Here is a 26707-nt window from a genome sequence, read left to right on the forward strand (position 1 = left end):
TGCTCCTCTAAAGATCAACAGGCACAGGCATGTTTCAGCTCGATCAAGGTCACGCCGTTGCGTTTGAAGGCGTTGCGCAAGTCCGTCTGCAATGCATCCAGGTCCTGGGGCTGGTTCACCGTGCAGCCGAACGCCTGGGCGAACAAGGCAAAATCCGGGTTGCGCGGCAGCACGCCGATCGGTTCGATCTCCAGGTCGAGCATGTCGTCACGGATCTGGCCGAGGGCGTCGTTGTTCCACAGCAGCACCACCAGCGGGCTGTCCAGTTCTTCCACCGCCGTCGCCAGTTCCTGCGCGGTGTAGAGAAAGCCGCCATCACCCACCAGCACCAGGCCGGGCCGCTGCGGCGCGCCGAACTTGGCGCCGATGCCGGCCGGCAAGCCGTAGCCCAAGGTGCCGTAGCCCGTGGGGTGCAGCCAACTGCGCGGGGCCCGGCTGCGGTAGGCGTAGTTGCCGGTGTAGGCCAGTTGGGTCATGTCACTGCTGATCACCGCATTCGCCGGCAATTCGGCCTCGATGCGCTCGAGAATCGCCTGGTGGATCGATTGCAACGGACCGTGTCCGGACTCGATGGCCTGCAGCACTGCCGCCACTGATCTGGCCGCTGCCGCAGCGTCGCGCGGTGCCGGCGGTAGCCGTTGCAGCAGGGCTTGCACCGTCTGTTGGGCATCGCCTTTCAGCGCGACGGCGCACGGGTAGAAATCATTGAATTTGCGCGGGTCGATGTCCACGCGCACTAGCTCGCCGTTCAGCGGCAAACGCTCGCGCCAATAGTCGGTGTCGGCCATTTCCGTGCCGACCGCAAGCACCACGTCGGCCTCGCTGATCAATTGCCAACCGGGTTCGACGCACAAGGTCGAGCCGGCATTCAGCGGATGCTCGATCGGCAACAGGCCCTTACCCGCGACACTGCTGAAAAACGGCGCCGCCAGTTGTGTGCTCAAGCGCTGCAACGCCTCGCCGGCTGCCAGCGCGCCGCCGCCGGCGATGATCATCGGGCGCTTGGCCGCCGACAGTTTTGCCGCCGCTTGGTCCAGGTCTTCCGCCGAGGGCAAACCGCGCCCTGGGCGGCGTACGACCTCATTGCTCCAATCTCTCTGGATCGGCGCAGCCAACACGTCGAGCGGCACCGAAATGTGCACCGGCCGTGGCCGCTCACTGTCGAACACCGCATAAGCACGCGCCACCAGTTCGGGCAAATCCTCGGTGCTCAAGGCCACGGCGGAAAACGCCGTGATCGGCGCCGTGATCGCGCGCTGGTCCTGGGTCTCATGCAAGATGCCCCAGCCCTTGCCGAGGCTGGCGGTGTGGTTGACGCTGGAAATCACCAGCAGCGGTATGGAGTCGGCGTAGGCCTGGCCGATGGCGGTTGCGGCGTTGGTCACGCCGGGCCCGGTGATCACAAAGCACACGCCGGGCTTGCCGCTGACACGCGCATAACCATCGGCCATAAAGCCCGCGCCCTGTTCATGGCGGGTGAGTACATGGCGAATGCCGCTGCCGGGCAAGCCGCGGTACAACTCCAGGGTGTGCACTCCGGGAATCCCGAAGACGGTATCGACGCCATAGTTGGCCAGCAACCGCACCAGGGCCTGGCCGCCGGTCAAGGTTTTATCGTGCATGTTGATCTCCTAGACGAATCAACGCGTCGACCGCCGTGGCGCCGTGGGCGTTGACCAGCAATGGGTTCACATCCAACTCCAGCAATTGCGCGGCGTTGGCGCAGGCGTAGTCGGCCACCGCACGGATGGCCGCGACCAGCGCGTCGAGATCCGCCATTTCGCGCCCGCGAAAGCCCTGCAGCAACGCGGCGCTGCGCAAGCTGAGCACGGCGTGGCGGATCGCATCGTCAGTGGTCGGCAGCAGCAGGCTGCGACTGTCCTTGAGCAGTTCCACGAGGATGCCACCAGCGCCGATCACCAGCGCCAGGCCGAAGTCATTCTCGCGCTTGATACCCACGATCAGCTCGGCCAACGGCGGGGTCGCCATGGACTCCAGCAGCAGTTGGTCAAACGCTACACCGGGCGCGTACGCGGCGATCTGCCCGCGCATCAGCGCCAGCGCAGACGTCAGCGCCACACCATCCTGCAGGTTCAAGGCGACGGCACCGGCCTCGGTTTTATGCGGCAACTGCGTGCTGACCGCCTTGAGCACCAACGGGTAGCCCAGCACATCGGCATCGGCAATCGCGCGTCCCGGCGTACTCAATACCGCCGCCGGCGTGTTCAGGCCGAACACGCGCAAGGCTTGCTTGGACGCCCACTCATCCAGGGCCAGGCCCTGGCCTTGCAGGGGTTGCGGGCACAGCGGCACGAGGCTCGATTCGCCGCGCGCCAGCAAGGTCCGTCGATTATGCTGATACTCGGCGATCCGCCCCCAGGCCGCGAGTGCATCCTCCACGCCTTGCAGCGCGGCAATGCCGCGGGCATGCAAGCGCTCGCGGGCATGGGCCGGCAGCAATTCGGGAAACGCCGAGGTGACAAACCCGGTCTTGCCATGCCGGTCGAGCGCGTCGCAAAACAGCCCGAGCAGCAGGTCGCATTCCTTGCGTTCGCCAGTGAATTCGGCCGGGTAGTCCAGCACCAGCATGGCGGCATCGGCCTCCGTGCGCAGGGCGGTATCGAGCATCGTGTCGAGGGCTTCGCGGTTACCCCAGATGGCGGTGGTAAAGTCCAGCGGGTTGACCAGGTTGGCGTAGCTGGGCAGCACCTGCGCCAGCTCTGCGCGCTGGTCTTCGTCGAGTGTCGGCAAGGCCAGTTGGTTGCGCTCGGCGTAGTCGGCGATCAGTCCCGCGTCGCCACCGGAACAGGCCAGCGCGATCAGGCGGTTGCCGGCCGGCAGATTGCCGCACGCTGCGGCTTTCAAGGTCTCGACAAAACTCACCGGCCCACTCACGCGGATCACCCCGAGCCGGGCGAACAGGCTGTCGTACAGTGTGTCGGAGCCGGACAGCGAACTGGTATGACTCAGCGCCAGCTCGGCCCCGATCTGCGACACGCCGGTTTTCAACGCGATGATCGGGATGCCCTTCTCCAGCGCCTTGTGCGCGGCGCGGGCGAACCCCGGGACATTCTTCAAACCCTCCAGGTGCAGACCGATGGCGGTCACGCGCGGCTCATCGAGCAGTACGTCCATCAATTCGGCCACGCCCAATTGCGCCTGGTTGCCGACCGAGGCCATGTAGGCCACCGGCAACGAGCGGTCGCTCATCGACAGGTTGTAGGCGAAGTTGCCGCTCTGGGTCAGCACCGCCACGCCCTTCTCCACCGCTTTGCCGCCGTGGGCCACCGGCCACAGGGCGGCGCTGTGCAGGTAGTCGAGCAGGCCGTAGCAGTTGGGACCGAGCAAGGCCATCTCGCCAGCGGCGTGCAACAACTGCTGCTGCAGCGCGGCACCACTGGCGCCGGTTTCGGCAAAGCCGGAGGCGTAGCAGATCGCGCCGCCGGTGCCGATGGCGGCCAGTTCAGCAACGCAGGTCAATGTCAGTTCACGGTTGGTGGCAATGAATACCGCATCCGGGCCGCACGGCAGGTCGGCGACGCGGCGCACACAGGGGATGCCGTCGAGGCTGTCATGCTGCGGGTTGACCAGCCACATCGGCCCGGTAAACCCGCCGTCGGCACAGCGCTTGAGGGCGCGGGCCATGCTGCGCCCGCCGACAAAAGCCAGGTGCCGGGGCGCCAGCAGGCGCTTGAGATTGTCGCGAATAGCCTGGGACATAAGCGTTCTCCGCGCCGATCAGCGCAACAGCGGCCGCAACAGTTCACGGGCGATGATGTGGCGCTGGATTTCCGAAGTGCCTTCCCAGATCCGTTCGATCCGCGCGTTGCGCCAGATGCGCTCCACCGGCCCTTCATCCATCAAGCCCATGCCACCGAAAATCTGCACGGCCTCGTCGGCGACCTTGCCCAGGGTTTCGCTGGCAAACAGCTTGGCCATGCCGGCCTCACCGTCGGTCATGCTGCCCTGATCCATTTTCCAGGCGGTGTGCAGGGTCAGCAGTTCAGCCGCGCGTATCTGCGTGGCCATGTCGGCGAGTTTGAAGCTCACGCCCTGATAGGTGCCGATGGGCTGGCCAAACTGCTTGCGATCCGCTGCCCATTGCAGCGACACCTCCAGCGCACGCTGGGCCTGGCCGACGCAGTTGGCGGCGACCATCACGCGCCCGGCGGTGAGCCAGGCGTTGGCCACGTCCCAGCCTTTGCCCACTTCACCGAGTACCTTGGAGGCTGGCACGCGGCAGTCGTCGAAGAACATTTCGTAGGTGTGGTAACCGCGGTTGCTCACACACTTGGGGCCCCGGCGAATGGTCATGCCCGGCGTGCCACGGTCGACCAGGAATGAAGTCACCGCATTGCGCTGGCGGCCGTTGTGCTCGTAGGTGTCGGTGACGGCAAACACGATGGCGAAATCGGCGTGCCCGGCATGGCTGATGAAGTGCTTGCTGCCGTTGATCACGAAGTCGTCGCCGTGGCGCACGGCGCGGGTCTTGATCGCGTTGGCGTCCGAACCGGCACCGGGTTCGGTCAGCGCGAAGCAGTCGATTTTCTTGCCCTGCACGCACGGCAGCAGATAGTCGCCGATCTGCGCGCCGGTGCAGGCCATGAGGATTTTCGACGGGCGCGCGACAAACACATGCAGGGCCCACGACACCTTGGACAATTCCCGTTCGATCAACGCCTGCGACAAGTAGTCGAGGCCACCACCACCGACCTCTTCCGGCATGTTGAAGGCATAGAAGCCGGCAGCGATGGCCTTGTCGCGGATCTGCGCGGCCAGCTCTGGTGAAACCTCGTCGGCGCGGTCCACCGCCTCCTCGTGGGGCAACAATTCCTTGGCAACAAAACTGCGTACCGCGTCCACCAACATGTCTTGTTCTTGGCTGAGTTGGAAATTCATGGCGCTACCTGCTCGAGGGTGTCGTTGTTGTTATTTGCCGCAGAATGTCGGGAGGCGTTTTTCCATGGCCGCGCGCAGGGCTTCGGCGCCATCTGCACTGCGTCCGCATAACAGGCCGGCGGCCAGTTCGGCTTGCAGTTGCTCGGGCAGGCTGCGGTCGGCGCCATCGCGGATCAGGGTTTTGGTCTGGGCGAAGGCGAAGGTCGGGCCGTTGGCCAGGCGGGTCGCCAGTTCGAGGGTGTGGGCATGCAGTTGCTCATCGGCGACCACTTCACCGACCAGGCCGGCTGCCAGGGCGCGGTCGGCGCTCCACAGCTCATCAAGGAACAGCAGGCGCTTGGCCTGCTCGCTGCCGATGAGGCGCGGCAAATGCCAGCTGGCACCGGCGTCCGGGGCATACGCCATGCTGGTGTAGCCGGCCTTGAAGCGCGCCGACTGGGCCGCTACGCGCAGGTCGCAGCACAGGGTCAGGTCCATGCCGGCGCCGACGGCGGTGCCGTTGATCGCGGCAATCGTGGGTTTGTCGAGGCTGTGAAGGCGGGTCATGAGGGCGTGGGCGGTTTCGGTCCAGCCGTAGGTTTCCAGGGCGCCGCGTGCTTCGGCGTCGGCCCACTCCGCGAGGTCCGCGCCGGCGCAGAAGCTGCGGCCGCTGCCGGTCAACACCACCACACGCACGGCCGGGTCGCAGTTGAACGCGTCGAGCAGGCTGTGCAGGTGCTTGAGGGTCGGGATGTCCAGCGCATTGCGCTGCGGCCCTCGGTTGAGGGTGATCCAGGCAACGCCTGCCTGCACGTGGGTGAGCACGGACGAATCGGTAGTCATGGCTTCCTCGAATTATTTTATTTGGCGTGAGGGGTGCGACATGGGGCGATACTAAACGAGTGTTCAGTAAGGAGGCAATCGGCAAATCTTAAATTTTTTCAGTGCCGGAAAAACCGCCCCGGACCTTGCGTCCAGGGCGGCGAGGAAGGCTCAGGGTTTGAGCTGGTAACGCTTGCGACCGCCAGACTGCAGGCCGTCGACCCAGGCTTCGCAGATCTGGATCCCCTGCTCCGGGGTGAACGTGCCGGGGTTGAGGCCCGACTCCAGCCACAACCCGTCGAGCAAGGCGCTCAGGCCGATGGCCGCGAGGTCGGCGTCGAACTGCTCCCACCCTTCTTCGCGGGCCATGTCGGTCAGGGCCGAACGCATGATGGTGCGGTATTCGCCGTAGGAGTGTTCGTGGGCCAGGTTGATCGCCGGCGCCGTCTTCACTGCGCCCCAGAACACCAGCCACGCGTCCAGCAACTGCGGGTCGAGCAACTCGGCGGAAAACGAGCCCCGAAACAGCGCCGACAAACGCTCCCGAGGGTTGGGCGGCGCCTTGGCCATGGTCTCGCGCAGCAGGCTCATGACCTGGCCGGTGATGGTGCGATAGGCCTCGGCCACCAACTCATCCTTGCCCGAGTAGTGGTGGCTGATCAGCCCGACGGAGACCCCGGCCTCGGCGCTGATCTTGCGGATCGAGGCGCCCTGGAACCCGTCACGCTTGAGGCAAGTCAGGGTCGCCTGGACCAGATTGGCCTTGCGCAATTCCGGCTCCATCCGGGAGAAACGGGTTTCCTGGGTCATGGCGCGGTGTCCTTCGGTTGAGTCGGCTGCACGACTCTACATCAGTCGCGGTACCCCGGCGACACCCGATCCAGCATGCGCAGCAACGCCGCCCACGCCAGTTGCATCGCATCCAGGTCAACCAACTCGCCCTCCTCCAGCGGCCGGCCGGGGTTGTTGAATTGCTGCTCGGTGTACTGGCAGACCTCGGCGGATGGCAGCACCAGTGGGCCACAGGCCTGGGCGGCGATCTGGATGTCGCAGGCTTTTTCCAGGTAGTACATGCGCAGGAATGCCTGGCTGACGGTTGCGCCTACCGTCAGCAAACCATGGTTGCGCAGCATCAGCACCGGCTTGTCGCCGAGGTCGCGCACCAGGCGTTGCTGCTCGTCCATGTCCAGGGCCACGCCTTCGTAGTCGTGGTAGGCAACCTTGCCGTAGAACTCCATGGAAATCTGGTTCACCGGCAACAACCCGCACGCCAGCGCCGCCACCGCGCAGCCCGCGCGGGTGTGGGTGTGCAGCACGCAGTGGGCATCTTCGCGGGCGCCATGGATTGCGCTGTGAATCACAAAGCCGGCGGGGTTGACCGCATGCGGCGACGGCTCGACCGCGCGCCCGTCGAGGCCGATCTTCACCAGGCTGGAGGCGGTGATTTCATCGAACATCAGCCCGTAGGGATTGATCAGGAAGTGATGCTCGGGCCCGGGAATGCGCACCGAGATATGCGTGAAAATCAGGTCGCTCATGCGGTAGTGCGCGATCAATCGATAACACGCCGCAAGCTCTTCGCGCAGGTGCTGTTCGGTGGAGTGAGGCATTTTTATTCTCCGGGCACGGGGTGGGTGAAGGCGACGCTAATCCAGACGCCAGTAAAAAAACAAGTTGATTTTTTACTGGCGGCAGCCTCCTATAGAAAAATAACAATAACAGCGCCTGGAGTACCCGCACCATGTCGCCCTCTGCTTTCCCGCACCTGTTCGAGCCCCTGGCACTGCGGGGCAAACGCCTGAAAAACCGCATCATGTCCAGCGGTCATGACACCTCGATGCCCACCGATAACCGGGTCAATCCGCCATTGATCGCCTACCACCGTGAGCGTGCCGAAGGCGGTGTCGGCCTGATTGTGCTGCAGGTGGCCGGGGTGCATGACAGCGCGCGGTACACCTCCCATGTGTTGATGGCCACCGACGATGCGTGCATCGAGGGCTACCGCGAGCTGGCCGAAACCTGCCATGCCCATGGCACCGTGGTGCTGTCGCAGATCTTTCATCCCGGGCGGGAAATCATGGAGTCGGCGGATGGCCTGCTGGCGGTGGCCTACTCGGCCTCGGGGGTGCCCAATGAACGCTTCCGGGTGATGCCGCGTGCGCTGGACCAAGCGATGATCGATGAGATTGTCGCGGGTTACGCCGCCGCTGCCAGGCGTCTGCACCAGGCCGGGATCGACGGGGTCGAAGTGGTCGCCAGCCATGGGTACCTGCCGGCGCAGTTTCTCAACCCGCGGGTCAATCGGCGCAGCGATGGCTACAACGGGGCGCTTGAGCAACGGCTGCGGTTCCTGACGGAAATCCTCGCCGCCGTGCGCGCGGCTACCGACGCGGACTTCATCATCGGCCTGCGCATTTCTGCCGATGAACGCGATGCCGAAGGGCTCACCGAAAGCGAATCCCTCGAAGCCGTGCAGAGCCTGCAGTCCCATCTGGACTACGTGCATATCGTTGCGGGCACGTCGGCCTCGCTGGGCGGTGCAATCCATATCGTGCCGCCCATGGCGATTGCCGCCGCGTACCTCGCCGATGAGGCCGCGACGTTCAAGGCCAGCCTGTCGATTCCGCTGTTCGTCACCGGGCGCATCAACCAGCCCCAGGAAGCCGAATTGATCCTCGCGCGCGGCCAGGCCGATGTGTGCGGCATGACCCGCGCATTGATCTGCGACCCGCTGATGCCCGCCAAGACTCTCGACGGGCGCGTCGAAGATGTGCGCGCGTGCATCGCCTGCAACCAGGCCTGCATCGGTCACTTTCACAAGGGCTTGCCGATCTCGTGCATCCAGCATCCCGAGACCGGCCGCGAGCTGCAATTCGGCGAGGTGCAAGCGACACTCAAGCGCAAGCGCATCATGGTCGTGGGCGGTGGTCCGGCGGGTATGAAAGCCGCAGCGGTCGCGGCGCAACGCGGGCATGCCGTGACGCTCTACGAGGCCAGCGCCCAGTTGGGCGGGCAAGTGCTGCTGGCGCAATTGCTGCCACGGCGCAGTGAGTTCGGCGGCGCCAGCACCAACCTGCAACGCGAGATGCAACTGGCCGGTGTGCAGGTGCTGCGCAACACCCGCGTCGACCGCGCGCTCGTGGAACGCGAGCAACCCGACCACGTGATCATTGCCACCGGCGCCGAACCCTATTGGCCGGCCTTCGAGCAAGGCGGCGAACTGCAGGTGGTGGATGCCTGGCAGGTGCTGCGCGACGCAGTGCCCCTGGGGCGTTCGGTGGTGGTGGTCGACTGGCGTTGCGACTGGATCGGCCCCGGCATTGCCGAGCGCCTGGTGCGCGCCGGGCATCAGGTACAACTGGCGGTGAATGGCACGCACTGTGGCGAGAATCTGCCGCTGTATGTGCGTGATCAACTGGCCGGCGAGCTGCACCGGCTGGGCATTCCGATCATCCCGTATGCGCGCTTGTACGGCTGCGACGACACCACGGTGTACCTGCAACACACCGCCAGCGGCGAACCCATGCTGCTGGAGAATATCGACACGCTGGTGTTGTGCCAGGGCCATCAGCCCGTGGACACTCTCGGCGCGCAGTTGCAGGGCCTGGTGCCGTTTGACCGGATCGGCGACTGCCTGGCGCCGCGCACCGCCGAAGAGGCGATCTACGAAGGACTCAAGGTGGCATGGAACCTGTGAACGACCAACCCCAGCAACTGTTTCTCGGCACCCGCATACGTGGTTTGCGCAAGGCCAGCGGCATGACCTTGACCGCCCTGGCAGAGGCCAGCGAACTGACCGCCGGCTACCTCAGCCAGCTGGAACGCAACCTGGCGTACCCGTCGATTCCGGCACTGTTCAACATCGCTCGCAGCCTGGGGGTGACGATCCAATGGTTCTTCGCCAGCGAGACCACGCCCGCACCGGCAGACGCAGGCTACGTGGTGCGCAAGGACAATCGCCAGAGCATCCACTATGAAGACGGCATCGTCGACCAGTTGCTGACGCCCCTGCCCAACCATCAACTGGAAATGCTGCAATCGAGTTTCCCACCGGGCACCTACAGCCAGCAGAGCTATAGCCATGAAGGCGAAGAAGCCGGCTATGTGTTGCGCGGACAGTTCGAGCTGTGGGTGGGAGAGCGGCACTTCCTGCTGGCGGCCGGTGACAGCTTCAGCTTTGCCAGCAGCGAACCGCATCGGTATGGCAACCCCGGCAAGGTGGAGACGGTGGTGATCTGGGTGATTACGCCGCCGACATTTTAGGCCAGGCGCATTCGTGACCTGCGGTAAAGAGTCCTTTTCGGATTCGACGGTTTTTCCGAAGGAACGACGGGCGGATACTCGACTCCATTGTTCACACCTCTTCAGGAGTTACTGATGTCTATCCCCACGTCCAACGTACCCGCCTTCGGCCTCGGCACTTTCCGCCTGCAGGGCCAGGTGGTGATTGACTCCGTCAGCACCGGCCTGGAACTGGGCTACCGCGTCATCGACACGGCGCAGATCTACGAGAACGAAGCTGACGTCGGCCAAGCCATCGCCGACAGCGGTGTGCCCCGTGATGAGCTGTTCATCACCAGCAAGATCTGGATCGCCAACTTCGCCGAAGGCCAGTTGATCCCGAGCCTCAAAGAGAGCCTGCGCAAGCTCCAGACCGACTACCTGGACCTGACCCTGATCCACTGGCCGTCGCCGGAAGACCAGGTTCCCGTCGCCGAATTCATGAGCCAGTTGCTGGAAGCCAAGCGCCAGGGCCTGACGCGCCAGATCGGTATTTCCAACTTCACCATTGACCTGATGAAACAGGCCATCGCAGCGGTCGGCGCCGAGCACATCGCGACCAACCAGATCGAACTGCACCCCTACCTGCAAAACCGCAAGGTGGCGGAGTTCGCCAGCGCCCACGGTATCCAGATCACCTCATACATGACCCTGGCCTACGGCGAAGTGCTCAAGGACCCGGTGATCCAGCAGATCGCCGAGCGCCATCAAGCCACCCCGGCCCAAGTGACGCTGGCCTGGGCCATGCAACTCGGGTACGCCGTGATCCCCTCCTCGACCAAACGCGCCAACCTGGAAAGCAACCTCAAGGCCCTGCAACTGACCTTGAGTGCTGCCGACATGGAACAGATTGCCGGTCTGGAGCGCGGCCATCGCTTGACCAGCCCCAAGGGCATCGCGCCGAAGTGGGACTAGGCGCCGGCCACCCGTGCGCGGGATAACTCGCGCAACCAGGGCAATACCCGCAGGCCCGCCGTGGCTGCGGGTGGGTCGATGATGTCCATGAAATGTTCGAGGTTGACGTTGTCCGGTACCCCGGGCAGCCGTACCAGCACCGCCGGTGTTGCGCCGGCAGGTGCGCCCAGGTCGAGGTGGTCGTAGACCAGCACGTGGCGTACCTGGGGCTGGGGCCCGCAGCTGTGCAGCGTCAGCCCCGCATTGATGATCAGCACGTCAAAGGGTTCGGCCGGAATGGCGGTGAGTATCTGGACTTCTTCGAAGGTCTGTACCGGCACGATCCGGTGGTACCCCAACTGATTGAGCATTTTTTCGATGTACAACCGTTGCAGGTGCTGTTCATCGGCAATCAGGATGGTCAGTGCTTTGTTCGGCATGGCAAACCCCTGGGCTGGCAGCGCTCGTCAGTGAGCGTCGCCCATTTTCCAGACATATCCCGAAGACAAAATCAGGCATGTTCCCCCTTCATGTAGGAGTTGTCCCAAATGCACCGAATGGCTGTCTACCTCGGTCACGGCTGATTGCAGTACTGCCCGAGGCTGTGTTGCAAGCCTGCGATAGCCCGTTCCACCGCCTGCACTGCTGCGTCCAATGCCTCGCCTTCGCGACGCTCGCACAGCTCTTCCAAGGTCTCGCAGCTGGCGATCAACGCCTGAGACTTGACCAAGCGTGCGCCACCTTTGACGCGATGGGCCAGGTCATGCAGCCTGGCGAAGTCCGTGCGATTTTGCTCAACACCCAGCCAGGCGCGATCTTCCTCCAGGCTGTCGAGTAACGGCGTCAGCAGCTCGTTCAGCGCGACCTTATCGCTACCGGTCAGCGCGATCAGCGTGCTCAAATCAAACGTCGGCTCAACCGCCTGTGTCACCTCGCCGACCGCGCGCGATGCCAACGCGGCGCGCAAGTCTTCAAGCCCGGTAGGCTTGAACAGGCAGCCATCCATGCCGGCTTGTCGGCAGCGTTCGGTTTCTTGTGGCTGCGCATTGGCGGTGAACCCCAGCAGCAGGCACGGCGTGAGCCCGCGCTGACGCTCCTGGGCACGAATATCCCGCGCCAACGTATACCCATCCTTGAAGGGCATATTGCAATCGGTGATCACCCCGTCGAACTGCCCGGCCTGCCACACGGCAAAGCCTTGGGCACCGTCCTCGGCGGTGGTGATGCGGTGCCCCAGGAAGCTCAACTGGCGAGCCAGCAGCAGGCGGTTGGCCGGGTAGTCATCCACCACCAGGATGCTCAACGCCCGGGCCGTCGGAACGGGCAAGACGGGCAATGCATCCGGCACGCGGGTGGTCATTTCCAGCGACAGCGTCACATCCACCCGCGTGCCCTTGCCCAGCACGCTGCTCAAGTGCAATTGCCCGCCCATCATCTCGCACAGGTTGCGGCTGATGACCAGTCCAAGGCCAGAACCACTGCGTGCCGATTGTTCGTTATTGCTGCCCTGGATAAAGGGGTTGAACAAGCGCTGCTGATCGACAGCGCTGATGCCAATGCCGGTGTCCTCCACCCATAGCCGCAGGTCCAGTTGATCGCCGACCAATGCCCCCTGGGCCCCCACCCGTACCTGACCGTTGGTGGTGAACTTGATCGCATTCCCCAACAGATTGGACACCACCTGCTTGAAGCGCAGCGGGTCGATCAACACCGCATGGTCGATCAGCGGGTCGAGTTCCACTTGCAACACCAGGCCCTTGTCGCGCGCCAACCCTTCAAATACCCGCGCCACCGAGGCCAGCAGCTCGTGCGGATTGGCGGGCTCCAGGGCCAGTGACAGGTGGCCGGATTCAATCCGCGCAATGTCGAGAATATCGCCGATCAACTCCAGCATGCTGTGCGACGCCACCGAGGCCACCTCCAGCGCGGCGCGGTCGGCACGCCCCTGTTGGGCGTTTTCCAGGGCCAGCTCGATCATGCCGATCACAGCGTTCATGGGCGTGCGTATTTCATGGCTCATGGTGGCCAGGAAGGTGGTCTTCGCGCGGTTGGCTGCGTCGGCCTCCTCCTTGGCTTCCTGCAATTGACCCAGCAAGCGCTGGCGCTCGCTGACATCGACCCAGCCGGCAATCATGCCCACGACGCCGCCGTTGCTATCCCGGTAGGGCAGCATCCACTGGTAGATGGTCAACACCCCGCCACCGGGAATCTTCAACACGCGGTCATGGATCTGCGGTTCGCCCTGCTCCATCAAGCGCAGGTAATCGGCATGGAACGACTGGGCCTGGGGAGGGTTGCCGGTATCGGTCTCCACCACGGTCTTGCCAATGACGTCTTCGAGCTTGAAACCGAAGACATCGAGGTAGGCGTTGTTGCACGCCATCAAGCGGCCTTGGCGATCGCGCACGTAAATCGGGTGCGGAGTGCCGTCGATCAGCACGCTCATAAAGCGCATCTGGTCGCTCAAGGCCCGCTCCGCCTGGGCGCGCTTGCGAATCAGGTTACGCAGGTAGAACACCCAGCCCAGGGCGACCAACAGCAGCAGCGCGGCAAGGGCGAAGCCTTGGATAATCACGTTGCGGTGCCGCAGCCAGTAGCTGTCTTCGAGGATGATTTCACTGCGCCAATGGTTGGTCAGCTCGTCCATCTCTTCGGGGGTAATGCTCAGCAATGCCTTGTCGAGGATCGAATACAACTCCAGTTCGCTGCGGTTGACCCCCAGGGTAAAACGCGCCGGCTCCCGGCCGACGGTGCTGGTGATGCGCAGGCGTTCACGGTAATTGCGCGCGATCATGTAGCGCGCGCTGATCAACGACACCGCGGTCGCCTCCACGCTGCCCTTGGCCACCAATGCCATGGCCTGCTCGGTGTTCTCGACTTCGACAAACACCACGCCTGGGTAGTCCTCGGCAATCTGCATCGCGAGGCTGTTGCCGCTGACCACCGCCAGGCGTTTGCCGGGCATGTCCTCCAGGGTAATCACGCGCTCATTGTCCGCGGACACCACCAGGGCATAGGGGTTTGACAGGTAGGGCCGGGTAAAGCGGATCTTCTCCGACCGCTCGATGCTGGGCGTCACGGCCGCCAGCATATCGACGCGCCCGGTGCTGACCGCGTCAACCAGGCGCGGCAGTGAAGTGCCCTGCTCGATGTCGAACTTCAGGCCCGTACGCAGGCTGATCCGCGACAACACCTCGGCACTCAGGCCTTCGAACTCGCCCTTCTCGTTGAAAAACGACAGCGGCACGAACTTGTCGACCACCGCCACTTTTACCCGCGGATGCTTCTCCAGCCAGCGCTGCTCATTGACGCTCAAGCGCAGCCGGTCGGCCTCGGGAAAACCAATGCCACCGGCACTCCAACGGCGCAGGATTTCCATCTGCTGGTTGGCGGGAACAGCGGCCAGCGCGGCGTTGATAATCCTCAGCAGGCGTGTGTTTTCCTTGCGCAGGGCGAACCCGAACGGGTTGGCTTCCATGGCCGAAAAATCCGCCATGCGCACATTATTGAGATGGTTCTTGTTGATCAGGTAGCGGGTGCTGATGGCATCCCCGAGGTACACATCCGCCTGGCCGAACGCGACGGCGCCGATGGCCTCGAAGGTCGAGCCAAACAACTGCAACTGCGCTTGGGGGTAGAACGCCTGGACGGCGTCGGGCGGCATGTAGTGGTAGAGCATCGCCACGCGCCTGCCCGCCAGATCGGCATTCAATGCAAGGTTGTCACCCGCGCGCGTCACCAGCACGGGTTGATCATTGGCGTAGGAGCGCGATAGCACCAACTGCGGATCGGCGAACTCATAACCGTTGGCCGAGCCGAGAAAATCCACCGCACCGCTCTTGAGGGCGTCGATAACTTCATCGCGCGTGTCGTAGCGCCGAACCGTGACCGCGATATTCAGCGCCTGGCCGATCAGCGCCGCATAATCGGCGGTGATGCCTTCCAGTTCTTGCTTGTTGTTACTCAGGTCAAAGGGCGCGTAATCCGGCGCCGAGACCCCGATGACCAATGTGCGCTGCTCGCGCAGCCAGCGCCAGTCGGCTTCATCGAGCATCACGCTGGTGGGTTCAAGGGTTGAGTGGCCGAGTAGCCGCAGGCTTTGCGGTGCATCCACGGCCATCACCGCCGCAGGCAACATCCCCACGAGCAGGATGACCATGAGCTTGATCAACCGTGAGGGGTTCATTTCAGATCAGGTGATTGCGCTGCGCGAACTTGGACAGATGCACCACCGAGGACATACGTAGTTTCTCCTTGAGCCGCGTCTTGTAGGTACTGATGGTTTTGTGACTCAACAGCATGTCCTCGGCAATCTCCTTGTTACCCAGGCCCAGGGCCAGTTTTTGCAATACCGTCAGCTCGCGATCGGACAGCGCCTCCACCAACTCCTGCTCGGTGGATTGCAGGTCGTCGCGACGCACCGAACTGGTAGGCAGGCTCGGAAAGCAACTGTAGCCGGACCTGATTGCCCTGATGGCCTTCTGCAGCTCGTCGAGTTCGCCGGTCTTGGCGACAAACCCCATGGCACCGGCGCGCATGCAACGGGTAGAAAAGAACACGGCCAGGTACGAAGTCAGTACCAGTATCTTGCAAGGCAGGTCCAAGGCTTTAATCCGACTGATCACCTCCAACCCACCGAGCTTGGGCATTGCCAGGTCGAGAATGACAAGGTCCGGACGCTCCTCACGGGCAACTTGCATGGCATCCGCGCCGTTACCTGCTTCGAAGATGGTGTCGAAGCCCTCCTGCTTCAGCAGGTGCTTGACGGTGGCGCGTATAAACGGGTGATCATCCACAATTAAAGCTTTGTTGCTCATAAGACTCCCCTGGGAGGATCAGTACGCTTACATATCACGTGAGTCCTATCTACCTGTGAAAAGTAACAGTTCCGACAAACGGTGCTGAGTACTCTGCGTGACACTTCAGGCAGTACGGGCCTCTCCTTTTGAAAAACACGATGAAAACGTAAAGCTGCGCCTGGGTTCCTAAATAGGCGCAAGCGCGCAACCTTAACAATGGCGTGTGGTTTCAAATGAAGGGATAGTCTCGAATGCTTGTAGGACTTTTCCTCTCAGTAGCATAGTCCGTGTTGAACAAGGCAAAGCCTGACGTCCGCGTACTACTCCGTGGTGCTTGGGCTCCAGAAGGCCTGTACCACCAGGGTCGACAGAGAAATCCGCGCCACCAGGGCATCCAGCTCGTCACCGTCCACCGAGGTCACCGCTAGGGTGGCTTCGATTTCGACTTCGTCAGTGCCGAAAGGCCGCACATCGACATCACTGGCCGGGTAGTTGCAACGCGCCAACTCGGCTTCCAGCAGTGCGAGCACGGCTTTCTGCTGGGTACGCCGGGCAATGACATAGAGGATATTGGTGACCTCCGCCGACACCACATCCAGCGGCTGGCGGTTGATGTTGTTGACGATCGGCCGCAGCAAGGTATTGGCCGCCAGCACAAACAGCGTGCCGAGCAACGCTTCGAGGATCAGGTCGGCGCCGGCACAGGCCCCCACCGCCGCCGACGCCCAGAGCGTGGCGGCGGTGTTGAGCCCGCGCACATTGCCTTCTTCGCGCATGATCACGCCCGCGCCGAGAAAACCGATGCCCGAGACCACGTACGCCACCACCCGCACCGCGCCTTCTGCGCCGCCCAGGCGGTTGGCCATGTCGACGAAAATCGCCGCGCCCACCGCCACCAGCACGTTGGTGCGCAGGCCCGCCGTGCGCTGGCGGTACTGGCGCTCAAAACCGATCAGCCCGCCGAGGATGAACGCGGCGGTGAGGCTGACCAAAGTGTCGATCAGCGAATTGAGGTTGATGTTGTTGATTGCTTGCATAAAAAATCTCCTTGAACGCCAGCACCTGCAGGAGCTGGCTTGCCAGCGATAGCACCGTTACTGCCAGCCAAATTTACGGGTGTAGAAGCCTTTCACCGCCTGGGTCAGCGCCATATACGCCAGCAGGATCAGCGGCAGGCGACGGAAATGCCGGGCGATGTGCCGATTCCGCAGGAAACCGGCAAACAACGCTTTGAGCAGAATGAGGCTCATGGTGTAACTCCTGCGCGAGGAAACCTGCAGGCAGGTACGACCGGCTGCACCCTGCCCGTTCTACAGGCACAGTCAGCTCGGCCCGCCTGCCGCAAAAAAAGGCAGGCGCGTCCGTAGCATCCCGAGGTCAGTCAGGTGCTGGTCAGCGTCGATGAGAGGGATCGAACAGGCGCCAGGACTGGCTGCTGTCGGGATGCCGCTTCTCGCTTTGTTGGCGAGACAACGGCATCAGGAAAATGCGCGTTACCTTGCCAAGTATGTGCCGGTTACCGAAACCGGCCGACTACTGTCACTCGAACAAGTACCCACTGAGGGTCTCCGCTATTGATGAAAACGCGCGAAGCTTACGCCCCGTTTACGCGGGAGTAAACCGTAGGAAAGCTTCCGTAAGGTGGATAAGAGGATTCTTCAGGGAGGGTTCAGGAGCCGCCGAGGGGCCATTCAGCTACACCCTGGACGTCCATGAAACGCTGCCTTTTTTCAATGACTAGTCGACAAGCCTGAGCTTCACCTGGGCACCGTCGGGCAAATCCTTTATCTCCCGTGCCAGATCACCGCAGAACCGAAGCTGCTCAACATGATCCAGGCATCGCACATTGTCGATGACGTACTCGCCGCCCAATACCGGCGAAATAACCCAATGATAAACCTGGCCAGGCGCCAACGGCCCCAGGGCCTCCTCGGCCTGCTCCACCATGGGTTGCAGATACCAGTCGCGCAAAAATGCCTGATCCCTGGAAACCTCGTCCAGCACGGCACGCGTCTGCGCAATGACCTCGCAATAAAGCGCTTCAGGGCACAGCCGCCAATAGCGTCCCTGCGTGTCCTTGATCATCACATTGCCAAAGGCGGTTGTCCCGACGACCTCGACGGGATCAATGCCGACCCACCCCCAGCTGTCGCGAATAGCTTGAATCAACGGCATGCAGCCTCCCGGTTCACAAACACTTCAATCATCGCGCGTCAGCACTTCCAACAACTCAATCTCGAAGCACAGATTGCTGTTGGGTTTGATATGCGCGCCCATCGACCGCTCGCCATAGGCCAGGTGCGCCGGGACAAACAGCCTGCGCACGCCGCCGACCTGCATGCCCATCAGGCCCTGGTCCCAGCCCTTGATCACGCGGCCGGTGCCGATCACACACTGGAACGGCTTACCCCGCTCCCAGGACGAATCGAACACCGTGCCGTCTTCCAGGGTGCCGGTGTATTGAGTGGTGATCAGCGCCCCCTTGACCACGGCTTTGCCGGTGCCTGGGCGGATGTCGGTGACCTGGAGTTCGTCGTTGCTCATGGTGGGGCTCGTTGAAGGCGTGAGGGGTGGGGTTTTCCCAGAATTGGCGGGGATTTGCAACCGCAAGAGCGGTCCAGGCTCTGCCAACCGATTTGCAGGAGCTAACTGACAAGTGTCGCAGAAGCGCCTGGCTTATCACCTTTCGCTCAATCACCTCTTATGCAAGGCCAACCACTTCGGTTGTATTTTCCAAGAGGTCACCTGTCATGCCCCAAGCCATCAGCCCCGTTCGCGTTTCTGTTGTGCAATTCGATCCCCAGGTGGGTACGGACCATCGGTCTGCCAACCTGCGGCGTAGCCTGGAATTGGCCACTGAGGCCGTGAACGGCGGCGCCAATCTGATCGTGCTGCCGGAGCTATCAAGCTGCGGCTATTTCTTTGCTAACCGCCAGGACGCCTTTGATCACGCCGAAGTCATTCCAAACGGCCCAAGCGTGCGAGCCTGGAGCGACTTTGCTTGCCGGCACCGGGTGTACCTGGCAGCGGGCTTGAACGAAATCGACGGCAGGCAACTGTTCAATACCGCCTTGCTGCTGGGCCCGGACGGTTTGATCGGCAAGTACCGCAAAGCCCATCTATGGAACCTCGAGAAGTTATGGTTCACCCCGGGAAACACTGGCTTCCCAGTCTTCGATACACCCATCGGGAGGATTGGCCTGCTGATCTGCTGGGACATCTGGTTTCCCGAAGTGCCGCGCATTCTCAGCCAACAAGGTGCCGATATCATTTGCAGCCTGAACAACTGGGCCTGGACACCTGCGCCGTTATTTGACGAAGCGGGCAAATGCATGGCGTCTTACCTGACGATGACGGCGGCGCACGTGAACAATGTGTTTATCGCCGCCGCCAGCAGAATCGGCGAAGAACGCGACGCGCGCTACCTGGGGTGTTCGTTGATCGCCGGGACCAATGGATGGCCAATTGGCAAAGTGGCCTCGGCTAATCGTGAGGAAATACTGTACGCCGACATTGATCTCAGCAGCGCGCGCAGTGCACCGATCTGGAATAGCCTCAACGACCTGCAGAGGGATCGGCGCGTCGACCTTTACGATCAGACGCTGGGGTATGTCCAGCACCGCGCGCTGCCGCGCTAACCAAAATGGCCTGGCGTACTCGCTCCTGTGGCGAGCGGGCTTGCCCCGCGTTGGGCTGCGCAGCAGCCCCCGCAACGCACCACTTGTTTGGACCGCTACGCGCCCCAACGGGAGCAAGCTCCCTCGCCACACCCAGCTTTTACGCCAACGGCACCCGACGCGTCGTCAGCGCCACACGCCCCACAAAGAAACTCAACGCCGCACCCAGCAGCAACATCGCCAAGGTGCTCCAGGCTGCGCGGGACAGTTGCTTGGCCGCGACTTCGCCTGCTTCACGGGCTTTCTGCTCGGCCTGTTGCTTGAGCTCATCGACCTTCTGCATGGCCTGCTGATAGGCCTGGGCGTAGTTGTCGACGATCTGCGTGGCTTCCTCTTTGCTCTTGCCGGTACGGGCGGCAACGATGTTGACCAGCGCGTCTTTATCGGCCGCGTTCAGCGCAGGCTCACCGGAGGCTTTGACGCGGTCGAACCACTGCTTGAGCGCATCACCGGCCAAGGCTGGATTGGTCGCGGCAGCCGTCGCCGATTGCTTGCCATCCGCTGCGGCCTGATCGGTTTTCTGCTCGACATTGGCCGGGTCCAATTCAGGCTTGCCGCTTTGCTTGAGCAGGGTATCGAGCTGAGCTTGCAGGCTATTCCAGTCCAGATGGATGCCCTGCTCGTCCAGTTGCTGCTTGACGCTGTCACTGATGCCCGGCGCTGCGGCGGCGATGCCACTACCGGCAGCCGACAGGCCTTTGCCCACCACATTGCCAGCGGTACCGACCACGCTCGCGGCCAGGCCTGCCAGCAGCCAGGTGGTGAATAACGTGGTCAGGGTCCAGGTCAGCACGCCATGCAGGCCGCCGCGATCCGGTGCCGTACGCCCGGCCACAAAGGCACCCACGGCGATGGCGATCAGCGTCGAGACAAATAGCCAGATGCCGGCGCCCGTGCCGAAACCGCTCAACGGATTGCCCGCCTGCATCGGGTTGACGGCGCTGGCGCCAATGGCGGTGCCGAGGACACTAAGCACCAGGTAGGTCACCAGGGCAATTGCACTACCCGCGAGTACAGAACTCCAGGACACGCGAAACGGCGAACGGTTGGTTTCATAGACAGTGGTCATGATTGATCCTTTTGCAGTAATTGACCGTCTCAGTCTGGCCAGCCACGTGCCCGCTCGTCCCCGCGCAAATGCACCAGGCCATCTGGTGCATTCGCACCCCGGTGCAGGCAATTGCTCTGCACTATCCTGAAGCCTGGGTGTCGTACTTTCATGCGTCCAAAACCCGGAGAAACCATGACCCAGGATGTCCTTGCCAAAGAAACCAACCGTCGCCAACTGCAGCAGATCATCTCCGGGCTGTCCGACGGGATAATCCTCGCCGAGGTCGACCAGACCATCCTCTGGGCCAACGATGCCGCCCTGGCCATGCATGGGGTGGATGAGGTCGCGGCATTGGGCGCCGATACCCGCGAATACGCCGAACGCTTCAGCCTGCGCTATCGCAATAACCATCCCCTGCCGCTGGAAAACTACCCCCTCGCCCGTGCGGCGGCGGGCGATGAATTCAGCGATGTGGTGGTGGAAGTCACCCCCACCGCCGACGAACACAAGACCTGGGTCCACCGCCTGCGCAGCCTGGTGATCAGCGATTCCCACGGCGAGCCCGAGTTGCTGGTACTGATCCTCAGCGACGCCACCGAGTGGGCCAGCGCCGAGCAGCGCTTCGAGAAAACCTTCAACGCCAACCCGGCGCCTGCGGTGATCTGCCGCCTGAGCGACCTGCGCTATATCAAGGTGAACCAGGGTTTCCTGGAGATGACCGGCTACAACCGCGACCAGGTCATCGGCCGTTCGGTGTATGAGCTGGACGTTCTGGAGCAGGCCGATCGCAAGGACCTGGCCATCCAGCGCCTGGGCGAAGGCGCGACCATCCCGCAGATGCAAGCCGAGCTGAAGCTGCCCGAAGGTGGCAGCAAACTGGTGATCGTCGCCGGCCAGCCGCTGGACATGAACGAGGAGGAATGCATGCTGTTTTCCTTCACCGACCTGGAGCCACGCCGCAAGGCCGAGATTGCGCTGCGCCAGAGTGAAGAGCGCTTCGCCAAGTCGTTCCGCCTGACGCCTGTGCCGACCCTGGTGTGCAGCGCCGCCAACCGGCAGGTGGTGGACATCAACGAAGCCTTCATGACGATTACCGGGTACACCAGTGAGGAGCTGATCGGCAAGGCTATCGAAGAGATCCACTTCATCGACAGCGCCCCGGCGGCCGCCCAGGTGTTCGCCACCCTGGAGAAAGCCGGCAACCTCGATGGCCAGGACCTCAAGGTGCGCAAGAAAGGCAACGAAGTGATCGACTGCGTGCTTTCCGCCGACACCGTGGTCATCCAGGACGTGCCGTGCTACCTGCTGGTGATGATGAACATCACCGAGCGCAAGCGCTCGGAGCTGGAGCTGGTGGCTGCCATCGAGGAAGTGATGCAGGACGCCTCGTGGTTCAGCCAGACCCTCATCGAAAAACTGGCCAACGCCAAGAGCGTCAACAGCCCCAACCTGCCCAATGTGGCCTTCACCGACCTGACCGCGCGTGAGCGCGATGTGCTGGGCCTGATCTGCGAAGGCCTGGCCGACAAGGAAATCGCCTCGCGGCTGAAACTGGCACCCAATACGGTGCGTAACCATGTGGCCACGGTGTACTCAAAACTGGGGGTGCACAGCCGCAGTGCGGCGATTGTCTGGGCCCGTGAACGCGGGCTGTTTGCCGGTGAATTAAGGGTTAAAAGCAAGCGCTGAACATACAAATGCACTAGTCCAGCTAGTATGAATTCGCCTTATCGGATGGCGTACCGATCCCTAACCTTCAAGGGGTGAGCACAGGGCTTTGAACCTGTGCCGTCGTGAAACGACACCTTGAAGGAACCCTCATGTTTACGCTCTCTCAACTGCGAAATTGCATCGAAGAAGGCCTGGCGCCGCTGACATGCGAGTTCACCCTGTGCCGGGACGCCTCATTGACCCTCAAGGTCTATGACGCCGAGACCGGCCGGGTGGACCTGGTGGTGACGGGGATCAGCACCAACCGGCTGCAGACCCCGCAAGAAGTGGAAAAAATGGTGGAAGAACTGCGCTACGAACTGCAAAGCAACAACATGGGCAAGCTCACGCTGGATGACTTGCCTTCAACGACGAACCAATGAAGTAGAACACCCCACCCGCGACGATGAACGCCCCGAGCATGTAGAACATGTAGTGGGCCGGCAGGCTGGCCAGCACCAGCCCGCACAACACCGGCCCCAATGCTGCCCCCAGGTTGGACAGGTTCTGCGCCCCGTAGTACATGCCCCGCAGGTGGTCCGGGGCAATCCGGTCGATAAACATGTACTCGGCCGGGAACACGATAATTTCCCCCACGGTGAACACCGCCATCGCCAGCACCCACCACAGCACGCTGGTGGACAGCGCGAACCCGATCAACCCCAGCATGAACATGCCCAGGCCGAAGATCAGCCATTGGCTGAGGTAACGGTGCGAGATGCGCCGGCCAATCACGTACTGCAAGGCAATCACCAGCACCGCGTTGGTGGTCAGCACCGCACTGATCACGGTGTAGGTGTATTCCGCGCTGGTGGTGGTCACCAGGTATTGCGACAGGTAGGCCGTGAACTGGCCGAACACCACGGCGCTGAGCAGGCCGCCGAGGGTGAAGCACACCAATCGATGGTCACGCAGCAACACACGGCCGACGGCCAGGAACGACACCGGCTTTTGCGCGACCTCGGCGGTGGCCAGGGTGCGATCGCCCCAGCGCCAGTACAGCAGGAAAAAACCCAACCCCAGCAACGCCGAAAGGATGAACGGCAGGCTGATATCCAGCTTGGCCACCATCGCGCCAAAGAACGGCCCCACGGCGTAACCGATGTTGGTCAGCGTGTACTTGATCGAAAACACTTCGCTGCGCGCCTCTTCGGGCAAGAGGCTGGCAAAGCCTGCCTTGACCGCAATGTCGATCACCGCATAAGCCAGGTTGATCAGGATCAGGCAGCTGTAGAACGCCCAGATATTCTGCGCGAGTACCGTGCCGATAAAACCCAGCACAAACACCACGCTCAAGCCGAGCAGCAGCCGATAGCTGTTGATGCGGTCGACCAGGAAGCCGCCGTACACGCTGAGCAGCGAACCGACGATCAGCGAGCTGCCGATCACCAGGCCGACCTGACTGATGTCGAGGGCAAAGTGGCTGGTGAGGTAAATGACCAGGTAGGGGAAGGTGATGGCCTTGGCCAACGTCAGCATCAACGTGGCGGACAGCAACAGGTTCACGGTGCGAGGGTAGTTTCTTATTGTGGCAAGCATCCTGCTCTCTTTCGGTCAAAGGTAACGCGACGTTTTATGGCCGGTTACCTTAACGCGGAGGAAGCAAAAAAGCCGGGCTATTTTTTGACTGGGGTAATCTCGAGGATGGTGCCGTTGGTGGTTTTCAGCAGCACGAACTTGTCGCCGACCCGCGCCCATTGGCTGTCGGCTTCAGGTTGCTTGAGGCCACGCTTTTTCCAGTCGCTGACCGCCGACTCCTTGCGCATCAGGATGTCCGGGGCACGGTCGCCCTCTTTGAGATCGCGGGCGTTGATGTTGGAAGGCTGCACGGTTTCCTGGGGGGTATCACCCGCCTGTGCGACAAAACTGGCGGTGGACAGGCTGGCAGCGACCAGCAGGCAGGCGGCGAGGGTTTTGGACTTCATAGGTGCTCCTTCAATGAATGACGCGTACCCAGGTTCGGACCACGGGCGCACGGAATCATTCAGCCTGCTAACCTTGCGCCAGCCTATTCTCGAGTCTGACAACAATGAAAACAGCCCTGACCCGAACCAAGCTACTCGCCAGCGCCCTGGTGGTCTTCGCCGTGATCGGCGGCGCAGCCTATTACCTGCTCGACCGTCATGCGGTCACTGGCCTGGTGAGCGGCACCGACTACAGCGAAGACCAATTGAATGAAGGCGAAGTCGCCGACATCAACACCCTGTCGTTGTCCGAAGCGAAGAAGCGCCTGAATTACCTGATACTGGATGCCCGCGACAGCATCAACCAGATCGCGATGATCGAAAGCATGCGCCTGGAAATCTCCCCGGCGTCAAAAACCGACCCGGTACCGGCGGAGAAAAAAGAGCTGCGTTATGACGAACCTTTCGTGCCCTTCCCGGCTACGCAACTGAGCGCCGCGCTGGGGGCGCTCCAGCAGCAAGCGTTCGCGCAGGTGTTCTTCGACAACCAGTCGGGGTTGAAACTGGATGTGGAGCCGATCCGCGAGGTGCTCAAGCGTGGCGCCCTGCCCGACCAGCGTCATGAAGAACGTTATGCAGTGCAAGCCGTGTCCTTTCGCGACGGCACGCAACAGCCGTTTACCGAGGTGGGAGTGGTCAGCGTTGAGGATGAAGACACTAGCAAGGCCGAGCTCAAGGTCAATAAGCCGGTGGAGCGCATCGACGTCGCCCTCACCTACCAGGCCTATGCAGGCTTCAAGAAAATCATGCTGGACCCGGCTCACCCCAAAGTCGCCGGCGAGCAGGGCGAAATCTACCAATTGACCGCCCTCGCGGACGGCAGCGCGTCCTTACTGCTGGCGACACCGAAGGACAAAAGCTTGGTGATCCAGGGCCTGAGCGCCGACGGCAAGACGTTGTACAGCGGCGGTAGCAGCTCGAACTCCTCGCCCACCGCCGAGCAAAAGGCCAACCTGCGCGCCTACTATGACGAACTGCTGCGCATGCAGGACCATTTCTCCAGCTACACCACCAGCGCCGAACTGCAGGCGCATCTGGAGCAGTTCGTGAAAGACCTGCCAGACACCGCCAGCGCCCTGACCAACGTACACGCCACCTACCACTTCGAAGATACCCCGGCGAGCATCGTCATCTACCTGCTTGAGCCGGCCCAGTTGCAAACAGTCAGCCTGCAGATGCACAACAGCGTGCCACCCCAGAGTCGCTACATCGCCTACGACAACGCCACGCAAAAAAACGGCTTCATCGACAACCAGGGCCATTGGGTGGTCAAGCCGCGCTTCGAACGCATCCAATACAGCGAGATGCCCGGCGTGTACCACATGCAGGTGGGCAGCACGCCGGAGAAAGACGGTTGGCGTCAGTTGCTGTTCAAATACTTCACTTTCGTGCCGGGCGGGCACACGCTGAAGGAGCTGCCGTTCGAGATCATCGAAAAGCCGATCAACGCTGACTTGATGATCGTCGAGCGCGAAACGAACGGGCCTTACGGCGTCTACGACCTGAAGAAACAGCAGGTCGTGGTGCCGATGAAATACGTCAACGTCAACGTGGTCGGCGAGCTGTTCATTGGCCGGCCGGGGCTGAAAACCTACGGCAGCGACTCGGATTACGGCGTCTGGAACCTGGCCGGCAAGGAACTGCTGGCGCCGCGGTTTTCCAACATCGAAGTGATCGGTGACTACCTCTACACCACCGCAGGCAACGATCAACAGAGGGACGTCTACAGCCTGAAACTGCAGAAAATCAATCCGCTGGGCACCACCGCCATCGGCGCGTTCATCCAGGGCCAGCCGCAACTGGTGCAAGAGCGCAAAAGTCGCCGATTCAGCTTCATCAACCCACAAGGTAAAACCCTGCCAATCAACCTGCCTTACGATGAGGTCGAGCCCTTTTCCAACGGCATGGCGGTGGTGAAGACCGGCCAGCGCTACGGTGCGGTCGACACCGAAGGCAAACAGCGCGTGCCGCTCAAATACACCACCCTCAACGCCTTCCAGAAAAACCTCGCCTCAGCGGAGATGGAGGGCTTCAAGGGCCTGGTGCTGATCGACCGCAACAATACCGTGGTGAAAAAACTCGGCCAGTACACCACCTACAGTATCCCGGCCAACAGCAACGATGCGAAGTACAGCATCTGGGATACAAAAGAAGAAAACCGGGTGAATGTATTCGATGCCGATGGAGCGCAGATCGACAGCTACCAACGCGAATAACCAGGCGCCGCCCTTGTGGCGAAGGAGCTTAGGTCGCCGGCGCGGGTGTGCCTTGATGAAACACCATCTGCCACTGCCCCTGCTCCTCTCGCCACACCGAGCTGCGCAGCGAGTCCCCGGTGCCTTCGCGGTGGCCGCGATAAGTCACCAGCGCCACCCCCTGACCGAGCACCTTCACAGCAAACCCCGAGATGCGGCGCGGCGCAAACACTTCATCCTGCAGCCCGGCAATCACCTCGGCTTTATTGCCCCATACCGTGCCACTGACTCCAAACTCGACGAAATCATCCGCCAGCAACTGCGCCAACCGCTTCGCATCCGAGCGGGTGGCACTCGCCTGCAGTGCCTGTTCCAACGCGTATAAGTGCTGCTCCAACTGCATGCCCATTGCCTCCATGAAATTAATCCTGTAATT

Annotated in this window: 24 protein-coding genes; 7 read left to right on the forward strand and 17 right to left on the reverse strand. The window is 62.2% G+C overall.

Annotation, left to right across the window (positions count from 1 at the left end; translation table 11 throughout):
- Positions 1 to 14 precede the first annotated feature (14 nt).
- From C9990_RS20485 to C9990_RS20510, 6 genes are all read right to left on the reverse strand, one after another.
- A complete protein-coding gene (locus C9990_RS20485) occupies positions 15 to 1622 on the reverse strand; it encodes a 5-guanidino-2-oxopentanoate decarboxylase (protein ID WP_106804473.1) in 1608 nt (535 codons plus the stop codon).
- Positions 1612 to 3720 (reverse strand): acetate--CoA ligase family protein, encoded by a 2109-nt coding sequence (locus tag C9990_RS20490; protein ID WP_106804474.1) that lies wholly within the window; start codon positions 3718 to 3720, stop codon positions 1612 to 1614. The genes C9990_RS20485 and C9990_RS20490 overlap by 11 nt, the downstream gene beginning before the upstream one ends.
- 18 nt (positions 3721 to 3738) lie before the next feature.
- Positions 3739 to 4899 carry an acyl-CoA dehydrogenase family protein gene (locus C9990_RS20495; RefSeq protein ID WP_065905580.1) on the reverse strand — a complete coding sequence of 387 codons (1161 nt, stop codon included), beginning with the start codon at positions 4897 to 4899 and terminating at the stop codon, positions 3739 to 3741.
- A gap of 30 nt (positions 4900 to 4929) precedes the next feature.
- A complete protein-coding gene (locus tag C9990_RS20500; protein WP_106804475.1) occupies positions 4930 to 5721 on the reverse strand; it encodes an enoyl-CoA hydratase/isomerase family protein in 792 nt (263 codons plus the stop codon).
- A 150-nt stretch (positions 5722 to 5871) separates the two neighbouring features.
- Positions 5872 to 6510 (reverse strand): TetR family transcriptional regulator C-terminal domain-containing protein, encoded by a 639-nt coding sequence (locus tag C9990_RS20505; RefSeq protein ID WP_065905578.1) that lies wholly within the window; start codon positions 6508 to 6510, stop codon positions 5872 to 5874.
- A 41-nt stretch (positions 6511 to 6551) separates the two neighbouring features.
- The gene (locus C9990_RS20510) at positions 6552 to 7310 is read right to left on the reverse strand and encodes a class II aldolase/adducin family protein (RefSeq protein ID WP_106804476.1); all 759 of its coding nucleotides are present in this window, start codon (positions 7308 to 7310) and stop codon (positions 6552 to 6554) included.
- 131 nt (positions 7311 to 7441) lie between these two features.
- On the opposite strand from C9990_RS20510, the gene C9990_RS20515 reads away from it, so the two are divergent.
- From C9990_RS20515 to dkgB, 3 genes are all read left to right on the forward strand, one after another.
- On the forward strand, positions 7442 to 9397 hold the full coding sequence (locus C9990_RS20515; protein WP_106804477.1) for an FAD-dependent oxidoreductase: 1956 nt from the start codon (positions 7442 to 7444) through the stop codon (positions 9395 to 9397).
- On the forward strand, positions 9385 to 9963 hold the full coding sequence (locus C9990_RS20520; protein WP_065905575.1) for a cupin domain-containing protein: 579 nt from the start codon (positions 9385 to 9387) through the stop codon (positions 9961 to 9963). Before C9990_RS20515 ends, C9990_RS20520 begins: the two co-directional genes overlap by 13 nt.
- 114 nt (positions 9964 to 10077) lie before the next feature.
- Entirely contained in the window at positions 10078 to 10896 is an 819-nt protein-coding gene (dkgB, locus tag C9990_RS20525; protein WP_106804478.1) for a 2,5-didehydrogluconate reductase DkgB, read from the forward strand.
- On the opposite strand, the gene C9990_RS20530 is transcribed toward dkgB, so the two are convergent.
- The 7 genes from C9990_RS20530 to C9990_RS20555 form a co-directional block, all read right to left on the reverse strand.
- Positions 10893 to 11315, reverse strand: a complete 423-nt coding sequence (locus C9990_RS20530) for a chemotaxis protein CheY (RefSeq protein WP_065905573.1) — start codon at positions 11313 to 11315, stop codon at positions 10893 to 10895. The two genes, dkgB and C9990_RS20530, sit on opposite strands and share 4 nt — an antisense overlap.
- Before the next feature lie 134 nt (positions 11316 to 11449).
- Positions 11450 to 15061 carry a transporter substrate-binding domain-containing protein gene (locus tag C9990_RS20535; protein WP_106804479.1) on the reverse strand — a complete coding sequence of 1204 codons (3612 nt, stop codon included), beginning with the start codon at positions 15059 to 15061 and terminating at the stop codon, positions 11450 to 11452.
- 1 nt (position 15062) lies between these two features.
- The gene (locus tag C9990_RS20540) at positions 15063 to 15692 is read right to left on the reverse strand and encodes a response regulator transcription factor (protein ID WP_065905571.1); all 630 of its coding nucleotides are present in this window, start codon (positions 15690 to 15692) and stop codon (positions 15063 to 15065) included.
- Positions 15693 to 15994: 302 nt separating this feature from the next.
- Positions 15995 to 16711, reverse strand: a complete 717-nt coding sequence (locus C9990_RS20545; RefSeq protein ID WP_065905570.1) for an MgtC/SapB family protein — start codon at positions 16709 to 16711, stop codon at positions 15995 to 15997.
- 57 nt (positions 16712 to 16768) lie between these two features.
- Positions 16769 to 16924, reverse strand: a complete 156-nt coding sequence (locus C9990_RS32335; protein WP_157955090.1) for a hypothetical protein — start codon at positions 16922 to 16924, stop codon at positions 16769 to 16771.
- A gap of 487 nt (positions 16925 to 17411) precedes the next feature.
- Positions 17412 to 17849 carry a T6SS immunity protein Tdi1 domain-containing protein gene (locus C9990_RS20550; protein WP_106804480.1) on the reverse strand — a complete coding sequence of 146 codons (438 nt, stop codon included), beginning with the start codon at positions 17847 to 17849 and terminating at the stop codon, positions 17412 to 17414.
- 24 nt (positions 17850 to 17873) lie between these two features.
- Positions 17874 to 18218 carry an FKBP-type peptidyl-prolyl cis-trans isomerase gene (locus C9990_RS20555; protein WP_106804481.1) on the reverse strand — a complete coding sequence of 115 codons (345 nt, stop codon included), beginning with the start codon at positions 18216 to 18218 and terminating at the stop codon, positions 17874 to 17876.
- Positions 18219 to 18424: 206 nt separating this feature from the next.
- Between C9990_RS20555 and C9990_RS20560 the strand changes: the two genes are divergently transcribed.
- Positions 18425 to 19312, forward strand: coding sequence for a nitrilase family protein (locus C9990_RS20560; protein ID WP_106804482.1), 888 nt, complete (start codon positions 18425 to 18427; stop codon positions 19310 to 19312).
- 139 nt (positions 19313 to 19451) lie between these two features.
- Here C9990_RS20560 and C9990_RS20565 read toward each other — a convergent pair whose 3' ends face one another.
- Positions 19452 to 20420 (reverse strand): hypothetical protein, encoded by a 969-nt coding sequence (locus C9990_RS20565; protein ID WP_065905566.1) that lies wholly within the window; start codon positions 20418 to 20420, stop codon positions 19452 to 19454.
- Between the two features lie 174 nt (positions 20421 to 20594).
- Here C9990_RS20565 and C9990_RS20570 point away from each other — a divergent pair, with 174 nt between their 5' ends.
- Together C9990_RS20570 and C9990_RS20575 are read left to right on the forward strand one after the other, a co-directional pair.
- Positions 20595 to 22091, forward strand: a complete 1497-nt coding sequence (locus tag C9990_RS20570) for a PAS domain S-box protein (RefSeq protein ID WP_106804483.1) — start codon at positions 20595 to 20597, stop codon at positions 22089 to 22091.
- Positions 22092 to 22222: 131 nt separating this feature from the next.
- The gene (locus C9990_RS20575) at positions 22223 to 22495 is read left to right on the forward strand and encodes a DUF1652 domain-containing protein (protein ID WP_065905564.1); all 273 of its coding nucleotides are present in this window, start codon (positions 22223 to 22225) and stop codon (positions 22493 to 22495) included.
- Here C9990_RS20575 and C9990_RS20580 read toward each other — a convergent pair.
- Positions 22458 to 23651 (reverse strand): MFS transporter, encoded by a 1194-nt coding sequence (locus C9990_RS20580; protein ID WP_065905563.1) that lies wholly within the window; start codon positions 23649 to 23651, stop codon positions 22458 to 22460. The two genes, C9990_RS20575 and C9990_RS20580, sit on opposite strands and share 38 nt — an antisense overlap.
- Before the next feature lie 77 nt (positions 23652 to 23728).
- A complete protein-coding gene (locus C9990_RS20585) occupies positions 23729 to 24037 on the reverse strand; it encodes an RcnB family protein (RefSeq protein WP_065905562.1) in 309 nt (102 codons plus the stop codon).
- Between the two features lie 104 nt (positions 24038 to 24141).
- Between C9990_RS20585 and C9990_RS20590 the strand changes: the two genes are divergently transcribed.
- Complete coding sequence (locus C9990_RS20590; RefSeq protein WP_106804484.1) at positions 24142 to 26292, forward strand: WG repeat-containing protein; 2151 nt, start codon at positions 24142 to 24144, stop codon at positions 26290 to 26292.
- A 28-nt stretch (positions 26293 to 26320) separates the two neighbouring features.
- Here C9990_RS20590 and C9990_RS20595 read toward each other — a convergent pair whose 3' ends face one another.
- A complete protein-coding gene (locus C9990_RS20595) occupies positions 26321 to 26689 on the reverse strand; it encodes a DUF4440 domain-containing protein (RefSeq protein WP_256595126.1) in 369 nt (122 codons plus the stop codon).
- Between the last annotated feature and the right edge of the window lie 18 nt (positions 26690 to 26707).

Origin of the sequence: Pseudomonas sp. S5D5 (genome assembly GCF_003013355.1) — a bacterium.
GTDB classification, from domain to species: domain Bacteria; phylum Pseudomonadota; class Gammaproteobacteria; order Pseudomonadales; family Pseudomonadaceae; genus Aquipseudomonas; species Aquipseudomonas aylmerensis.

What these genes read in the sequence shown, in the direction of transcription:
- C9990_RS20485 (WP_106804473.1), bottom strand. Translation starts at nt 1,622, where the DNA reads ATGCACGATAAAACCTTGACCGGCGGCCAGGCCCTGGTGCGGTTGCTG.
- C9990_RS20490 (WP_106804474.1), bottom strand. Translation starts at nt 3,720, where the DNA reads ATGTCCCAGGCTATTCGCGACAATCTCAAGCGCCTGCTGGCGCCCCGG.
- C9990_RS20495 (WP_065905580.1), bottom strand. Translation starts at nt 4,899, where the DNA reads ATGAATTTCCAACTCAGCCAAGAACAAGACATGTTGGTGGACGCGGTA.
- C9990_RS20500 (WP_106804475.1), bottom strand. Translation starts at nt 5,721, where the DNA reads ATGACTACCGATTCGTCCGTGCTCACCCACGTGCAGGCAGGCGTTGCC.
- C9990_RS20505 (WP_065905578.1), bottom strand. Translation starts at nt 6,510, where the DNA reads ATGACCCAGGAAACCCGTTTCTCCCGGATGGAGCCGGAATTGCGCAAG.
- C9990_RS20510 (WP_106804476.1), bottom strand. Translation starts at nt 7,310, where the DNA reads ATGCCTCACTCCACCGAACAGCACCTGCGCGAAGAGCTTGCGGCGTGT.
- C9990_RS20515 (WP_106804477.1), top strand. Translation starts at nt 7,442, where the DNA reads ATGTCGCCCTCTGCTTTCCCGCACCTGTTCGAGCCCCTGGCACTGCGG.
- C9990_RS20520 (WP_065905575.1), top strand. Translation starts at nt 9,385, where the DNA reads ATGGAACCTGTGAACGACCAACCCCAGCAACTGTTTCTCGGCACCCGC.
- dkgB (WP_106804478.1), top strand. Translation starts at nt 10,078, where the DNA reads ATGTCTATCCCCACGTCCAACGTACCCGCCTTCGGCCTCGGCACTTTC.
- C9990_RS20530 (WP_065905573.1), bottom strand. Translation starts at nt 11,315, where the DNA reads ATGCCGAACAAAGCACTGACCATCCTGATTGCCGATGAACAGCACCTG.
- C9990_RS20535 (WP_106804479.1), bottom strand. Translation starts at nt 15,061, where the DNA reads ATGAACCCCTCACGGTTGATCAAGCTCATGGTCATCCTGCTCGTGGGG.
- C9990_RS20540 (WP_065905571.1), bottom strand. Translation starts at nt 15,692, where the DNA reads ATGAGCAACAAAGCTTTAATTGTGGATGATCACCCGTTTATACGCGCC.
- C9990_RS20545 (WP_065905570.1), bottom strand. Translation starts at nt 16,711, where the DNA reads ATGCAAGCAATCAACAACATCAACCTCAATTCGCTGATCGACACTTTG.
- C9990_RS32335 (WP_157955090.1), bottom strand. Translation starts at nt 16,924, where the DNA reads ATGAGCCTCATTCTGCTCAAAGCGTTGTTTGCCGGTTTCCTGCGGAAT.
- C9990_RS20550 (WP_106804480.1), bottom strand. Translation starts at nt 17,849, where the DNA reads ATGCCGTTGATTCAAGCTATTCGCGACAGCTGGGGGTGGGTCGGCATT.
- C9990_RS20555 (WP_106804481.1), bottom strand. Translation starts at nt 18,218, where the DNA reads ATGAGCAACGACGAACTCCAGGTCACCGACATCCGCCCAGGCACCGGC.
- C9990_RS20560 (WP_106804482.1), top strand. Translation starts at nt 18,425, where the DNA reads ATGCCCCAAGCCATCAGCCCCGTTCGCGTTTCTGTTGTGCAATTCGAT.
- C9990_RS20565 (WP_065905566.1), bottom strand. Translation starts at nt 20,420, where the DNA reads ATGACCACTGTCTATGAAACCAACCGTTCGCCGTTTCGCGTGTCCTGG.
- C9990_RS20570 (WP_106804483.1), top strand. Translation starts at nt 20,595, where the DNA reads ATGACCCAGGATGTCCTTGCCAAAGAAACCAACCGTCGCCAACTGCAG.
- C9990_RS20575 (WP_065905564.1), top strand. Translation starts at nt 22,223, where the DNA reads ATGTTTACGCTCTCTCAACTGCGAAATTGCATCGAAGAAGGCCTGGCG.
- C9990_RS20580 (WP_065905563.1), bottom strand. Translation starts at nt 23,651, where the DNA reads ATGCTTGCCACAATAAGAAACTACCCTCGCACCGTGAACCTGTTGCTG.
- C9990_RS20585 (WP_065905562.1), bottom strand. Translation starts at nt 24,037, where the DNA reads ATGAAGTCCAAAACCCTCGCCGCCTGCCTGCTGGTCGCTGCCAGCCTG.
- C9990_RS20590 (WP_106804484.1), top strand. Translation starts at nt 24,142, where the DNA reads ATGAAAACAGCCCTGACCCGAACCAAGCTACTCGCCAGCGCCCTGGTG.
- C9990_RS20595 (WP_256595126.1), bottom strand. Translation starts at nt 26,689, where the DNA reads ATGGAGGCAATGGGCATGCAGTTGGAGCAGCACTTATACGCGTTGGAA.